The following is a 16,063-nucleotide window of genomic DNA, read 5'->3' on the forward strand; positions in this document are numbered from 1 at the left end:
ACTAAACGTTAATCACTAACCTAAATAAACTTAAAACAACAAGAAAGTATGGCATTAGTAAACGAACATTTTTTGAAACTACCGGGAAGTTACTTATTTTCAGACATAGCTAAAAAGGTGAATACTTTCAGGATAACGCACCCTAAACAAGAGGTCATCCGCCTGGGTATCGGAGACGTTACCCGGCCACTGCCACCGGCTTGCATCGAGGCGATGCACAGGGCAGTGGATGAGATGACAAATGCCAGTACCTTCCACGGATACGGTCCCGAACAGGGATATGACTTTTTGATTGAAGCAATCATCAAACATGATTATGCTCCGAGAGGCATTCATTTTAGCTCTACGGAAGTATTCGTAAACGATGGAGCCAAAAGCGATACGGGCAACATAGGCGATATCCTCCGCCACGACAACAGTGTGGGAGTGACAGACCCCATCTACCCGGTATACATAGACAGCAACGTAATGTGTGGCCGTGCCGGAGTATTGGAAGAAGACGGCAAATGGAGCAACGTGACCTACATGCCCTGTACCGCCGAAAACAACTTTGTTCCCGAGATACCGGACAAGCGGATTGACATCGTCTACCTTTGCTACCCGAACAATCCGACGGGAACAACGCTGACCAAATCACAACTGAAAAAATGGGTGGACTACGCACTCGCCAACGACACTCTGATTCTGTTTGATGCCGCTTATGAGGCGTTTATACAGGAAGAAGACGTTCCCCACTCCATTTACGAAATAAAAGGTGCCAAGAAATGCGCCATAGAGTTCCGCAGCTTCTCGAAGACAGCCGGATTCACCGGAGTCCGTTGCGGATACACCGTAGTTCCGAAAGAGCTGACAGCCGCCACCCTGACCGGTGAACGCATTCCGCTGAACCGTCTTTGGAACCGCCGTCAATGCACCAAATTCAATGGTACCAGCTACATCACCCAACGGGCTGCCGAAGCCATCTACACCCCGCCAGGCAAGCAGCAGATAAAGGAAAACATCGACTACTATATGAACAACGCACGAACCATGAAAGAGGGTCTGGAAGCAGCCGGACTGAAAGTGTATGGCGGCGTGAATGCTCCTTACATCTGGCTGAAAGCACCGAATGGCATCGGTTCCTGGCGCTTCTTCGAACAGATGCTGTACGAAGCCAATGTAGTAGGAACACCCGGTGTAGGTTTCGGCCCCAGCGGAGAAGGCTACATCCGCCTGACCGCCTTCGGGAATCACGAAGATTGTGTGGAAGCCATGAGGAGAATCAGAAAATGGCTGGTATGAAGATGAAAGAGATAACAACTAAAATAAAACTATAGTTTCACCGGACTGATCATCCGCAATTTGTCTAAACTTAAAAGGTAAAATAGGTATGAAAATGAAAAGCGTAAAATTCCGAATGATAGCCATCGCGCTATTATCAGCAACAATGCCTTTCACAGCAAAGGCACAGGATAAAGTGGAGGCCTCAGTCGGTGCAGATTTTGTAAGCAACTACATCTGGCGTGGAACAGACTGCGGTGGTGTAAGTATCCAGCCCAGCATGGGAGTCAGCTACAAGGGCTTGTCACTGACAGCTTGGGGCTCGGTAGGCATCGACAAGGAAGATGCCAGAGAGATCGACCTCACATTGGGTTACAATACAGGCGGTTTCAGCGTATCCGTTACAGATTACTGGTTCTCCTACCACAAAGAGGATGGCGGATATACGGGAGATTATTTCAAGTATGGCGCACATAGCACGGTACACATCTTCGAAGCCACTCTGGGATATGATTTCGGTCCGCTGGCACTGAGTTGGAACACTTACTTTGCCGGAGATGATTATACGAAGGAGAACGGTGACAGAGCTTATTCCACGTATGTAGGCATCAGCGCACCTTTTAAACTCGGTGGACTGGACTGGTCGGCAGAAGTCGGTCTTACCCCATGGGAAGGTGCGTATGCCAACAAGTTTAACGTAACCAACCTCACACTGAAAGCTGAAAAAGAAATCAAATTCACAAATTCTTTTTCGCTGCCCACCTTTGCACAAGTGACGTTCAATCCACACACGCAGGGTGCATACTTCGTATTCGGAGTTAGTTTTTGAGAGAGAGTAAGAATAGGGAACAAGGGGACGAGGGAACAAGGAGACAAGGATAAGAAACGGACACCCCGAAAGGTCCTTGTCAACTCGTCAACTAAAAAACCTCGTCAACTAAAAAAAACGTAAATGTATTAAGGTATGAAAAAGATTGAAGCAATTATCCGCAAGACAAAATTCGAGGATGTAAAGGACGCATTGCTCGAAGCGGACATCGAATGGTTCTCCTACTACGACGTCCGGGGAATAGGAAAATCCCGTCAGGCACGCATCTACCGCGGTGTAATGTACGACACCAGTTCCATTGAGCGTATCCTGATCTCTATCGTGGTACGCGACAAGAACGCCGAAAAGACCGTGCAGGCCATCATCAGGTCCGCACAGACCGGAGAAATCGGCGACGGGCGTATCTTCATCATCCCCATAGAAGACGCTATCCGCATCCGCACCGCCGAACGTGGCGACATCGCCCTCTACAATGCCGAACAGGAAAAATAATCCAGGCAGCACTAAACCACGGAGAGAGTGACACGCTCGATAGTGAGAGAGCGATACACTCAAAATAACAAAGAATACAAGTACAACTAATAGCAAAAAACTTATGGATAAATATAGTAAACGCAGCACTGCCAGGCTGTGGATAGCCCTTGCTGTCCTTATGGCAACGTGCTTTACAACAAAAATATATGCACAAGATGCCGTTACCAAAGCTGTAGAAAGTGCGGCTGTAATAATAGAAGAACCGGTATTGGATAGCGGTAACACAGCATGGATCATTACAGCCACCATTCTGGTATTACTAATGAGCATCCCCGGTATCGCCCTTTTCTACGGTGGTCTGGTCCGTCAGAAAAACGTATTGAGTATCATCATGCAGACCTTGTTCATTGTAGGTATCGTCAGCATCCTATGGGTCGCTTTCGGTTACAGTTGGGCATTCGGCACAGATTTTATGGAATCGGGTAGTCCGCTGGGAGCTGTGATTGGCGGTTTCGACAAAGCATTCCTGCACGGTATCACCATCGACACACTGACTTCGGGCAACATCCCCGAACTGACCTTCGTCATGTTCCAGTGCATGTTTGCCATTATCACTCCCGCCCTTATCTTAGGTGCATTTGCCGAAAGAATTAAGTTCTCCGGTTATATGGTATTCATCATCCTTTGGGTTATCCTGGCCTACTTCCCGATGGCACACTGGGTATGGGGCGGTGGTTTCCTTCAGGAAATGGGAGCCATTGACTTCGCTGGCGGAACAGTAGTACATGTCAATGCCGGAATCTCCGCACTTGTGATGGCTATCATGTTGGGACAGCGAGAAGATTACAGAATAGGTCACCCGATCACTCCGCACAACATCACATTCGTATTTCTGGGTACTTCTTTCCTGTGGCTGGGCTGGTTCGGTTTCAACGCTGGTAGTGGACTTGCAGCAGACGGCCTTGCAGCCAACGCATTCATGGTAACACATATCGCAACTGCCGTGGCAGCCGTAACCTGGATGGCAATCGACTGGATTTGCAACAAAAAGCCAACCACAGTAGGTGCTTGCACGGGTGCCGTTGCCGGATTGGTAGCAATAACTCCCGCAGCCGGTACGGTAGATTTACTGGGTGCGTTCTTTATCGGATTGATTACGCCTATCGTCTGCTTCTTCATGGTTGCAGTGGTGAAACCGAAATTCAAATATGATGATGCTCTGGATGCATTCGGCGTGCACGGCATCGGTGGTATTGTAGGTTCCATCCTGACCGGTGTCTTCGCTACCCAATACATCACCGGAGAAGGTGGTCAGCAAGGTGCACTTTACGGAGACTGGCATCAGTTGTGGATACAGATTTTCGCAACTCTCGTATCCATCGTCTTCAGTGCAGTAATCACTTTCATCCTTTATAAGGTAGTAGATTCATGGATAGGTATCCGAGTCAGCAGACGTGTAGAAGAAGAAGGACTGGATATCTACGAACATGGCGAATCAGCATACAACTAGATAACGATCAACGGTTAGTGATTAGTGATAAGCAAAATGCCGCATACAGCGCAGCCACTAATCACTAATCACCAAACCCTAATCACTAATTTACGAACCAACAATAATAAAGTATTATGTCTAAATTGAGATTCAGAGTAGTAGAAACGGCGTTTAAAAAGAAACCCGTTGCAGTGGCAGCCCTCGCGGAACGTCCGTCGGAATATTATGCCAAGTATGTGTTCAACAAGGAAAAGATGTTCAGGTATCTGCCGAGCAAGGTATATGCCAAACTGATTGACGTGATCGACAATGGTGCTCCGCTGGATCGCAGCATTGCTGATGAAGTGGCAGCCGGTATGAAGAAATGGGCACTCGAAATGGGGGTTACCCACTATACCCACTGGTTCCACCCATTGACTGAGGGTACAGCCGAGAAACATGACGCTTTCATCGAGCACGATGGCAAAGGCGGTGTGATGGAAGAATTCACAGGCAAACTGCTCGTTCAGCAGGAACCGGATGCATCCAGCTTCCCTAACGGTGGCATCCGCAATACGTTCGAGGCACGCGGTTACAGCGCATGGGACCCCTCTTCTCCGGCTTTCATCGTCGATGATACGCTCTGTATACCGACCATTTTCATTGCATACACCGGTGAGTCACTGGACTACAAAGCTCCGTTGCTGAAAGCCCTGCGTGCCGTAGACAAAGCTGCCGTAGACGTATGCCGTTACTTCAATCCGGAAGTGAAGAAGGTAGTTGCCTATCTGGGTTGGGAACAGGAATATTTCCTGATCGATGAAGGTCTGTATGCCGCCCGTCCCGACTTACTGATGACAGGCCGCACGCTGATGGGACACGACAGTGCCAAGAACCAACAGTTGGAAGACCATTATTTCGGTGCCATCCCTACCCGCGTGGCAGCTTTCATGAAGGAATTGGAAATCGAAGCATTGAAGCTCGGTATCCCCGTTAAAACGCGTCACAATGAGGTAGCCCCCAACCAGTTCGAGCTGGCTCCCATCTTCGAAGAATGTAACCTGGCTGTAGACCATAACATGCTCGTCATGGCACTGATGCGTAAAGTAGCCCGTAACCACGGCTTCCGCGTGCTGCTGCACGAAAAGCCTTTCAAGGGCGTCAACGGTAGTGGTAAGCACAACAACTGGTCGTTGGGTACGGATACAGGCATCGGGCTGATGGGACCGGGTAAACTACCCGAAGAAAACCTGCGCTTCATCACTTTCGTAGTGAACACCCTGATGGCAGTCTACAAGCATAATGGATTATTGAAAGCCGCTATTTCCAGTGCCACGAACGCACACCGCTTGGGTGCCAACGAAGCACCTCCCGCAATCATTTCCAGCTTCCTGGGCAAACAGTTGTCGCAGGTATTGGAACACATTGAGGAGAGCACCAAGGATGATCTCGTAAGCCTTAGCGGCAAGCAAGGTATGAAACTGGATATTCCGCAGATCCCGGAATTATTGATTGACAATACCGACCGTAACCGCACCAGTCCGTTCGCCTTCACCGGAAACCGTTTTGAGTTCCGCGCCGTAGGTTCGGAAGCAAACTGTGCCTGTGCCATGATTGCCCTGAACGCCGCCGTAGCCGAGCAACTGGTAGAATTCAAAAAAGATGTGGACGAACTCATCGAAAGGGGTGAACCGAAGATTTCGGCTATCCTTGAGGTTATCCGCAAATACATCAAGATTTGTAAGCCCATCCATTTCGATGGCAACGGCTACAGTGACGAATGGAAAGAAGAGGCCAAGAAACGCGGTCTGGATTGCGAAACCAGTGTGCCTCTCATCTTCGACAGCTATCTGAAGCCGGAAAGTATCCGCATGTTCGAAAATACCGGTGTACTGACTCAGAAAGAACTGGAAGCCCGCAACGAAGTGAAATGGGAAACTTACACTAAGAAAATCCAAATTGAAGCTCGTGTATTAGGTGATTTGGCCATGAACCACATCATCCCGGTAGCCACGCAGTATCAAACGGATCTCATTGATAACGTTTACAAGATGAAGGACCTGTTCCCAAGCGACAAAGCTGCAAAACTGTCTGCCAAGAACCTTGAACTCATCGAAGAGATTGCCGACCGCACCGCCTTCATCAAAGAGCATGTAGATGCCATGATCGAAGCCCGCAAAGTGGCCAACAAGATCGAAAGTGAACGTGAGAAAGCCATTGCCTACCACGACACCATCGTGCCGGCAATGGAGGAGATCCGTTATCATATCGACAAGTTGGAACTGATTGTCGACAACCAGATGTGGACGCTGCCAAAATACAGGGAACTCTTGTTTATAAGATAAGTAAAGAAGTGATTAACTAATAAAATCATTCTATTTCTTTTGTTGGTTGTTTTAAGTTTGCAGGGGGAGAGGTGCCGGGAGGCAGTTCTCTCTCTTTTTTTGAAAACTAAAATATCATCGTAATTTATTTTCCAGCATATCACTTTTTCGTACCTTTGTCAATATTTACAAAACCAGATGATAAATTAAAAACGATTCATTATGAAGAACATGCACATTCGCTATGCAGCACTCCTACTCTTTGTTTTGCTGTCAGCATCGGCCTCTTCTTTCGCACAGACCGTTCTGGAGCAAAAAATCAGCGGGATTTCTGCCATTAAAGAAATCCGCCCACTGGAAACTTCTGAGTTTTCAGAGAAATATGTGACCTATTTTACTCAGCCGCTGGATCACCGCCATCCGGAGAAAGGCAGCTTTCGCCAACGCGTTATCGTTTCTCATGTCGGCTTCGACCGCCCCACAGTGATCGTTACCGAAGGCTATGGCGCCGCTTACGCCCTCCGTTCCCAATACCGTGAAGAGCTTTCAAAACTTCTCAATGCCAACATGATATTCGTGGAATATCGCTACTTCCTTGAATCTACCCCCGAACCCAAAGACTGGCAATACCTAACGGCCGAGAACTCTGCAGACGACTTACATGCCATCACCACCGCATTCAAAAACATTTATCCGGGTAAATGGATCGCCACCGGCATCAGCAAAGGAGGACAGACTACCCTGCTTTACCGCACTTTCTATCCGGATGATGTAGATATTTCCGTTCCTTACGTAGCTCCGCTTTGTTATGGAGTAGAAGATGGACGTCATGAGCCTTTCCTGCATAAAGTTTCAACACCGGAAAACCGCAAGAAAATTGAAGATTTCCAATTGGAAGCATTGAAACGGAAAGCAACTTTACTTCCCCGTTTTGAAAAATATTGTACTGAAAAGAGTTATTCATTCCGTGCACCGATTGAAGAAATTTACGATTACTCGGTATTGGAATATTCTTTCGCTTTGTGGCAGTGGGGTACTCCTATCAGCTCCATACCCGCTACTACAGCCTCTGATGATGAAATTTTCTCTCATCTGCTTGCCATCAGTGAACCGGGATATTTCACCGCCGACAGTCCCAATGCTTCTTTCTTCGTACAAGCTGCCCGTGAATTGGGATACTATGGTTATGACGTCCAACCGTTCAAGCAGTATCTCTCCATCCAGTCCAGTGAAGGTTATCTGCACCGTCTGATGCTTCCCGAAGAGTTGAAAGATATGCCTTTCGACAAAACTTTAAGTAAGAAAATAACAAAGTTTCTAAAGAAACAGGACCCGAAGATGATCTTCATTTACGGTCAGAACGACCCATGGACAGCCGCAGGCGTCACCTGGCTGAAAAACAAGAAGAATATTCATGTATTTATCCAACCGAATGGCAGCCATCTGGCACGTATCAGTACATTGCCCGAAAAAGAAAAGAAAGAAGTGATGGAACTGATAAAACAATGGCTAAAATAAATGATAATTTAGCGGTGGGATATGTGGAGTAACTTCATTCCCCTCCTCCAGTTGGAGGAGGGGTGCCCAAAGGGCGGGGTGGTAGGTGAGAAAGAAATTCCTTAATTTTATTATTCATAGGTATTTTATTGTTTTACCTACCACCTCCCCCTACGGGTACTCCACCCCCTCCGACTCCCCCGTTATCGGGGGAGAGCAATTCCCAAGAGGAGGAGAATTTGAGATACTTCAGCCTTTCATCTCCCGCTAAATTATCATTTCACCGCGTAGCCTAACACTGCGTAGCCCCTTGTTCCCTTGTCAACTTGTTCCCTTGTCAACTAAATTTTCATTTATCTTCTATAATTTCCGCGTCCTCAATATTGTCTACAGCCTTTGAAGAAGCTCCCGGCGTACCCGGTGCCTTCGGCCGTTTGCGAGTGAATGTGAACCAATTTATCAATTCGGAAACTGCATATACTATGCTGCTGATACCGATAATGATAAATGCCGTGGAACGCACCCCCGTCGGATTGAACAAGGCAACCAGCCCTGCAATCAGAATGAGCACCGGAATAATATAAAATCCCACACGAACCGGCATCCAGCGACGGGCGGCAGAAAGCGACGCAATCTGTTGCACACCACCCAGTACAAGGATAAATCCCAATACAAACGTCAGCAAATCCGCAAAGAAACCGGGCATAATGATCAGCCACAGACCAAACAGCAGGCTACCGATTCCTTCGATAGGAAGGCGACGTCTCTCTTCGGCACTCATGGCAAAATACCCGATGATACTTAATAATGCCGGTATCAGAAACACAACACCGATCGTTATTACAAAATAGTCCCCGGCCTCATTGGGAAACATCACCAATACCAAACCGATTATCAGCGCACATATCGTACGCAAAAATGAGTTACTTATTCCTTTCATGAGTTTATGATTTTTTGCGAAGATACATTTTTATCCGCACAACTCCGCAAGAAAGTCACGAAAAATCAATTAACATTCAGCCAAGCATTCATATCTTCGGCCACCAATAACCAATAAAGTAACAAGAGAATAGCAATCGATACGCCAATGGCAACTAAATGTTTTCGCTTCATAGTTCATCCTTTCTTTTTTATATAAGTAATGGTTGTTTTTAATACATGTTATAAAACAAGTTTACATACAAAATGTTTTGCTAAAAAAGAAAAGTCTCACTAAAATTAGGATTTAACGAAATCTCAAAATAGTCTTCAAAAAAAGTTTTTCAATGTTTATAAACTAAGAATAATATATATATTTGTATCACATATGATTAATCTATAATACTATAAAACAATGAAAAAAATCACGATTCTATTATTTGTTATTTGTTGCTTTATTCAAAACACCTCAGCTCAAGCACCGTGTGAAATGTCCTACCTAATCATGGTTTTAGATCCTGAAACAGGTAGAATTATGGCAGATGAAGATGTTAGTATTCGTATTGAAATCCGTCAAGGGAACGAGGAAGGCAAAGCTGTTTACTCTCAAAACTTCAATGTCCATACTGACAAGACAGGAGTATGTAATCTTACTCTTAATTTATCAGCAGATATTGATTGGAGTACAAATAACTATTATTTAATTACTATCATTAATCAAACTGTTTGTAGTAGCCCTAAAATAACTTCAGTACCCTATGCACTCTATGCAGGACAAGCTGCATCACTTGATGGCATTATTACTGCCAAACAATTAGTTGGTACATGGAAAAATACCTACAATGATCCTAAAGAAGGAGAAGAATCCTTCATATTCAATGCTGACGGTACAGGATATCAGATTTGGTTAAACAAAGAAGAAATAAAAATAGCATTTACATGGTCACTCAACAGAGCTGGAATATTAGCAGTGATTGATGCTGAGAATAAAACGAACGTTTACTACACCATAGTAGTAGATGAAAATAAAATAATCATTGGTGGTGACAGCCGTCGCGGAGATACGCTCATCAGACAAAGATAAATTACTTATGAAAAAATATATACTTATTAGTATTTTGATTATAACAGTTACAACTGCATGTGCACAAAAAGTAACTGTCATTGGCCAACCGGTAGTATGTTCATCCCAATCTCTATCCGGTAATATAATCATTCCCACTACAGCCAGTTCTATATTTAAAGACAATACGCGCTATTACCAGATAGGAACAATTATTATCGCTCCGAAAACTTTACCAACAAGAGTTGAAGCCTTTTCTTCAGAGTCCAAACTATATCCATTTTATGACTGGGAAAACAACTCTTTCATTATCCCTGCATTCCCAGCAAAAAGCATAATATCACTTTATTCAATAGAAGGAAAACTATTACGCCAAATGCAGACAAACGGAGAGCGTATAATAGTAAGTGCCAGCACTCTTCCTCCTATTACAATATTCCGTATTATTAATGGAGACAACTCGTTCAGTTGCAAGTTAATGAAACGAAAATAGACATAATAACGAAAAAAAGCAAGAAATTCTTTGGTAATTAAAACAAAGTGCTTACATTTGCCCCCAGTTAAAACAAAAAGACAATGAAAACAATGCTCATAAATACATATTGGTGGTGGCGCCCGTTACAACTCCGACAGTCGTAAGGGAGCAGCGCTCGTATGTATATATGTGAACATAATATAGATTAAGAAAGAGCCCTGTCGCAACCTGCGACAGGGCTCTTTTCTTTTATCCGGTTTTGAGATAAACAGTAAATCGTAAACAATTAAATAAAAAATAGGATTATGAGTTTTTTAGTAAATCAAGATGGTTATTACGGAGAATTCGGTGGAGCATATGTTCCCGAAATACTCCACAAGTGTGTGGAAGAGTTGCAGAACACCTATCTCAAAGTACTGCAAAGCGAAGATTTCAAGCAAGAGTTCGACCAACTGCTGCGTGACTACGTAGGGCGTCCTTCCCCACTCTACTATGCCCGCCGGCTTTCCGAAAAGTATGGCTGCAAGCTCTACCTCAAACGTGAAGACCTGAACCATACAGGAGCTCACAAGATTAACAACACCATCGGACAGATTCTTCTGGCACGCCGCATGGGCAAGCATCGCATCATCGCCGAAACCGGTGCCGGACAACACGGAGTAGCTACTGCCACCGTATGTGCCCTGATGAACATGGAATGTATCGTCTACATGGGAAAAACGGATGTAGAACGCCAGCATGTCAATGTAGAAAAAATGAAGATGCTGGGTGCAACCGTCATCCCCGTCACTTCCGGAAATATGACGCTGAAAGATGCTACCAACGAGGCAATCCGCGACTGGTGTTGTCATCCTGCCGATACGTACTACATCATCGGTTCCACAGTCGGTCCCCATCCTTATCCCGACATGGTGGCTCGCCTGCAATCCGTCATCAGCGAGGAAATCAAAAAGCAACTCATTGAGAAAGAAGGCCGTGACTGCCCCGACTATCTTATCGCTTGTGTAGGTGGTGGTAGCAATGCCGCCGGAACCATTTACCATTATATCGACGATAGCCGCGTGCAGATCGTCCTCGCCGAAGCCGGTGGTAAAGGAATAGATACAGGTATGACTGCCGCTACCATCGCCCTCGGACAGATGGGAATCATTCACGGTGCACGCACTTACGTCATCCAGAACGAAGACGGCCAGATAGAAGAGCCCTACTCTATTTCTGCCGGACTGGATTACCCGGGTATCGGCCCCATGCATGCCAATCTAGCTGCACAAAAACGTGCCATCGTACTTGCTGTTAATGATGATGAAGCCATCCGCGCCGCCTACGAACTGACGAAACTGGAAGGTATCATCCCCGCCCTGGAAAGTGCCCATGCCCTCGGTGCCCTCGAAAAGCTGAACTTCAAACCCGATGATGTTGTTGTACTGACTGTTTCGGGACGTGGAGACAAGGATATAGAGACGTATCTTAATAATTAAAAATTATAAATTAAAAATTAAAGGGTTATGAATACATATAACTATCAAACACATAGTCGTACTATTCTTGGGGACTTGCACACTCCTGTAAGTACCTATCTTAAAGTCCGCGACGTCTTTCCCCAAAGTGCACTCATGGAAAGCTCCGACTATCACGGCAGTGAAAATAACCGTTCATTTATCGGACTCTGTCCATTGGCAAGCGTCAGCATCGACCACGGAACAGCCATCTTCCGCCTACCCGACGGTACTCGCGAAGAACGTCCCATCACACCGGAATATCCTGTAGAAAAAGCTTTAGAGGATTTCCTCGGCCGCTTCCATGTGGAAGGCGAATATGCCAATTACTGCGGCCTTTATGGCTACACTTCTTTCAATGCCGTACGCTATTTTGAAAATATTCCCGTAAAAGATAGCCGCGAAGCCACCAACGACGCACCGGATATGCTCTACATCTTGTATCAATACCTCATTGTCTTCAACGACTTTAAGAACGAAATGGTACTTCTTGAAATGCTTGCCCCCGGTGAAGAAAGTGAACTGGATACGGTGCAGAAAGCCATCAATAACCGCAATTACACCGCCTATGATTTCCGTGCTGTTGGTGAAACCACTTCCCCACTGACCGACGAACAGCATAAAGCAAATATCCGTCAGGGAATTGCCCACTGCCTGCGTGGGGATGTTTTCCAGATTGTTCTCTCCCGCCGTTTCGAACAACGTTTCGTAGGCGATGACTTCAAACTTTATCGTGCCTTACGCAGCATCAACCCCTCTCCTTATCTGTTCTATTTCGATTTTGGAGGTTTCCGCATCTTCGGTTCATCACCCGAGACGCACTGCCGCATCGAAGGCCGCCACGCCTACATCGACCCCATCGCCGGTACTACCAAGCGCACCGGAGATCCCGAACAGGATGCACTGAACGCCCAATATCTGCATGATGATCCCAAAGAGAATGCAGAGCATGTCATGCTGGTCGATCTCGCCCGTAACGATCTTTCCCGCAACTGCCACGATGTAAAAGTGGATTTCTACAAGGAAATGCAATATTACAGTCATGTTATCCACCTGGTAAGCCGCGTCAGCGGTACGCTGAACGAAGATGCCCGCCCTATCAAAGCATTCATCGACACCTTCCCGGCAGGCACTCTGAGCGGTGCACCCAAAGTACGCGCCATGCAACTCATCAGCGAACTGGAACCGCACAATCGCGGTGCTTACGGCGGTTGCATCGGCTTCATCGGACTGAACGGTTCACTGAACCAGGCCATTACCATCCGTACTTTCGTCAGTCGCAACGGTGTACTTTGGTTTCAGGCAGGCGGCGGCATCGTAGCCAAGAGCAATGAAGAATACGAGTTGCAAGAGGTGAACAACAAACTGGGAGCACTGAAAAAGGCAATCGTAATGGCGGAGAAAATGTAAATTCATGTACAATGTACAATGTACAAAGTACAATTTGCCATGCGGCGTACATAGCGCAGCCAAATTGTACTTTGTAAATTGTACTTTAAAATTGTACTTTGTAAATTGTAAATTGTAAATGAAATCATGAAAACAGTAATCATAGACAACTACGACTCTTTCACCTACAACCTTGCCCATCTGGTAAAAGAACTCGGTGCAGAAGTAGATGTGCTACGCAATGATAAATTTGAGCTTGAGGAACTGGAGAAATATGATAAAATCATCCTTTCACCCGGCCCCGGCATTCCCGAGGAGGCAGGCTTACTATTAGAGGTCATCCGCACTTACGCAGGACGGAAACCCATACTTGGCGTCTGCCTGGGTGAACAGGCCATCGGACAAGCATTCGGCGGGAAACTCACCAATCTGAGTGAAGTCTTTCACGGCATACAAACGAATGTAAAAATAAAGAATAAAGATTACATTTTCTCCGGTCTTCCTACTGAAATACCAGTCGGCCGTTATCACTCCTGGGTAGTGGATACGGACGGATTTCCCGAAGAATTGGTTATCACCGCCATCAGTTCCGAAGGTCAAATCATGGCACTGAAACATCGGGAATACGATGTTCACGGCATCCAATTTCACCCGGAATCGGTACTGACTCCCGATGGAAAACAGATTGTAGGCAACTGGCTGAAAGGCGTCTGAAATGCCACATCTCATGAGGCCAAATGCCGCACTTCACAGGTCGGAATGCCACACCTCATGACCGTTAACATGTGGCATTTCAAACGCTAAAGTGAGGCATTCCGAACACAACAGAATTTTCAATCGTAAATTGTAAATCGTCTAATCGTAAATAAGAAAATGAAAGATATATTAACCCGTCTCTTCAACCACGAAGAGCTTACTTCAGAAGAAACCAAGCAAATTCTCCTGAACATCACCCGGGAAGCTTACCCCGAAGCACAGATTTCCGCATTACTCACTGTATTTCAGATGCGTAGCATCACAGTAGATGAACTAATCGGCTTTCGCGAAGCCCTTATGGAGACTCGCATCCCTATCGACTTCGCGCCTTATCGGCCTATCGATATCGTAGGTACGGGAGGTGATGGAAAGAACACGTTCAACATTTCCACTTGTGCCTGTTTTGTGGTGGCCGGAGCCGGTTACAAAGTTGCCAAACACGGCAATTATGGTGCCACTTCCGTCAGTGGGGCAAGCAATGTCATGGAGCAACACGGCATCCGTTTCACCAATGATCCCGACAAGTTGAAACGCAGCATGGACGAGTGTAACATCGCCTACCTGCATGCCCAACTTTTCAATCCGGCAATGAAGTTCGTCGGCCCTGTGCGCAAGGCATTGGGAGTACGTACACTGTTCAACCTTCTTGGCCCGCTTGTCAATCCTTGCAAGCCTACTTACCAGTTGCTCGGTGTGGCCGATCTTGCGCAGATGCGACTCTATACAAATGTTTTTTACAAACTCGGTATCGATTTTGCAGTAGTCAACAGTCTCGATAGCTACGACGAAATCTCCCTCACGGACGAATTCAAAGTTATGACGCGCAATTACGAACGAATTTACCGTCCGCAAGCGCTGGGTTTCAATGCCGCACAGCCTGAAGAGCTCTTCGGCGGAGCCTGTAAGGAGGATGCCGCCCGCATCTTTGATAACATCCTTAATAACCGTGCCACACGTGCCCAAACGCAATGTGTCATTGTCAACGCCGCCTTCGCCATCCAGGTGATGGAACCTGAAAAGGAAATCGAAGAATGCATTGCCATCGCTCGCCAATCGCTGGAGAGTGGACGGGCGCTGGAGACGTTGAAGAAGTTTATAATGATTAATAGTTGACTAGGGAACAAGGGAACAAGGGGACAAGGCCTTTCGGCATGATGGCTGGGCGAATTCGCTCACAAGTACAGCGCAGCCCTTCCCCCCTCGTCAACTCGTCAACTCGTCAACTTCTCCCCCCTCTCGTCAACTCAAAAAACAAAAACAATGAAAGATATTTTATCCGAAATCATCGCCCACAAGCGGATTGAGATAGAGCAGCAAAAGCAAGCAGTCTCCCTCAGTCAATTGCAAGAGCAAGCTGCTGCCATGATGCAGGAAGCTGTCGGAACCGGAGTTTCCGGTACAACGCCCGTCCACAGCATGAAGCGTGCACTCGCAAACTCTTCATCCGGCATCATTGCCGAGTTCAAACGCCGTTCCCCTTCCAAGGGCTGGATCAAGGAAAGCGCACAGGCCGATCTCATTCCACCTGCTTATGAAACAGCCGGAGCTTCCGCCCTCTCCATCCTCACGGATGAAAAGTTCTTCGGCGGAACTCTGCGTGACATCCGTACAGCACGCCCTTTGGTCAACATCCCGATCCTGCGTAAGGACTTCATTATCGACAAGTATCAGCTTCTGCAAGCCCGCATTGTAGGTGCCGATGCAGTGCTGCTCATTGCCGCCTGCCTCACACCTGATGAGTGCCATACACTCACCATGCAGGCACACGAACTTGGGCTTGAAGTTCTACTCGAAGTACACAGTACCTCCGAACTCTCCTATATATATAAGGAGACGGATATGGTCGGCGTCAACAACCGTAATCTGGGCAGCTTCGTCACCAACATAGAAAACTCTTTCCGCATTGCAGAAGAGTTAAAAAATGCTGTTGCTGAAATTGATTTTCAGACGCCTCCGCTGCTCGTTTCCGAAAGTGGTATTTCGCACCCTGAAACCATCCGTGAGCTACGCTCAGCAGGCTTCCGTGGTTTCCTTATGGGAGAGACATTCATGCGTACAGACGATCCCGGAAGCACATTGGAAGAACTCATTCACGGTATATAAATTTGGAA

General features: G+C 46.5%; 14 protein-coding genes. 13 read left to right on the top strand and 1 reads right to left on the bottom strand.

Annotated elements, in window-relative coordinates; translation table 11 throughout:
• The first annotated feature begins 48 nt into the window (after positions 1-48).
• From DWW10_RS15830 to DWW10_RS15855, 6 genes are all read left to right on the top strand, one after another.
• Complete coding sequence (locus DWW10_RS15830) at positions 49-1,281, top strand: LL-diaminopimelate aminotransferase (RefSeq protein ID WP_022391592.1); 1,233 nt, start codon at positions 49-51, stop codon at positions 1,279-1,281.
• 88 nt (positions 1,282-1,369) lie between these two features.
• A complete protein-coding gene (locus tag DWW10_RS15835; RefSeq protein ID WP_007214345.1) occupies positions 1,370-2,089 on the top strand; it encodes a TorF family putative porin in 720 nt (239 codons plus the stop codon).
• A 135-nt stretch (positions 2,090-2,224) separates the two neighbouring features.
• On the top strand, positions 2,225-2,581 hold the full coding sequence (locus DWW10_RS15840) for a P-II family nitrogen regulator (RefSeq protein WP_022391593.1): 357 nt from the start codon (positions 2,225-2,227) through the stop codon (positions 2,579-2,581).
• 103 nt (positions 2,582-2,684) lie between these two features.
• Positions 2,685-4,073 (top strand): ammonium transporter, encoded by a 1,389-nt coding sequence (locus DWW10_RS15845; RefSeq protein WP_182021428.1) that lies wholly within the window; start codon positions 2,685-2,687, stop codon positions 4,071-4,073.
• A 116-nt stretch (positions 4,074-4,189) separates the two neighbouring features.
• Complete coding sequence (locus DWW10_RS15850) at positions 4,190-6,379, top strand: glutamine synthetase III family protein (RefSeq protein WP_118421803.1); 2,190 nt, start codon at positions 4,190-4,192, stop codon at positions 6,377-6,379.
• A gap of 201 nt (positions 6,380-6,580) precedes the next feature.
• Positions 6,581-7,876, top strand: coding sequence for a S28 family serine protease (locus tag DWW10_RS15855; protein ID WP_022391313.1), 1,296 nt, complete (start codon positions 6,581-6,583; stop codon positions 7,874-7,876).
• Positions 7,877-8,204: 328 nt separating this feature from the next.
• Here the strand turns inward: DWW10_RS15855 and DWW10_RS15860 are convergent, their stop codons facing one another.
• Complete coding sequence (locus tag DWW10_RS15860) at positions 8,205-8,795, bottom strand: HdeD family acid-resistance protein (protein ID WP_118421804.1); 591 nt, start codon at positions 8,793-8,795, stop codon at positions 8,205-8,207.
• Between the two features lie 393 nt (positions 8,796-9,188).
• Here DWW10_RS15860 and DWW10_RS15865 point away from each other — a divergent pair, with 393 nt between their 5' ends.
• From DWW10_RS15865 to trpC, 7 genes are all read left to right on the top strand, one after another.
• Positions 9,189-9,857 (top strand): hypothetical protein, encoded by a 669-nt coding sequence (locus DWW10_RS15865; RefSeq protein WP_118487126.1) that lies wholly within the window; start codon positions 9,189-9,191, stop codon positions 9,855-9,857.
• A 7-nt stretch (positions 9,858-9,864) separates the two neighbouring features.
• Positions 9,865-10,329 (top strand): hypothetical protein, encoded by a 465-nt coding sequence (locus DWW10_RS15870; protein ID WP_118421806.1) that lies wholly within the window; start codon positions 9,865-9,867, stop codon positions 10,327-10,329.
• A 287-nt stretch (positions 10,330-10,616) separates the two neighbouring features.
• A complete protein-coding gene (gene trpB / locus DWW10_RS15880) occupies positions 10,617-11,789 on the top strand; it encodes a tryptophan synthase subunit beta (protein ID WP_029328791.1) in 1,173 nt (390 codons plus the stop codon).
• A 27-nt stretch (positions 11,790-11,816) separates the two neighbouring features.
• Complete coding sequence (locus DWW10_RS15885) at positions 11,817-13,217, top strand: anthranilate synthase component I family protein (protein ID WP_029428198.1); 1,401 nt, start codon at positions 11,817-11,819, stop codon at positions 13,215-13,217.
• 126 nt (positions 13,218-13,343) lie between these two features.
• Positions 13,344-13,910: an anthranilate synthase component II gene (locus DWW10_RS15890; protein ID WP_022210228.1), complete on the top strand. Its 567-nt coding sequence runs from the start codon at positions 13,344-13,346 to the stop codon at positions 13,908-13,910.
• Positions 13,911-14,069: 159 nt separating this feature from the next.
• Complete coding sequence (gene trpD / locus DWW10_RS15895; RefSeq protein ID WP_022393577.1) at positions 14,070-15,065, top strand: anthranilate phosphoribosyltransferase; 996 nt, start codon at positions 14,070-14,072, stop codon at positions 15,063-15,065.
• Between the two features lie 147 nt (positions 15,066-15,212).
• Complete coding sequence (trpC, locus tag DWW10_RS15900; protein WP_022393578.1) at positions 15,213-16,055, top strand: indole-3-glycerol phosphate synthase TrpC; 843 nt, start codon at positions 15,213-15,215, stop codon at positions 16,053-16,055.
• Positions 16,056-16,063: the final 8 nt, after the last annotated feature.

It is taken from the genome of Bacteroides intestinalis, from assembly GCF_003464595.1.
Lineage (GTDB): Bacteria > Bacteroidota > Bacteroidia > Bacteroidales > Bacteroidaceae > Bacteroides > Bacteroides intestinalis_A.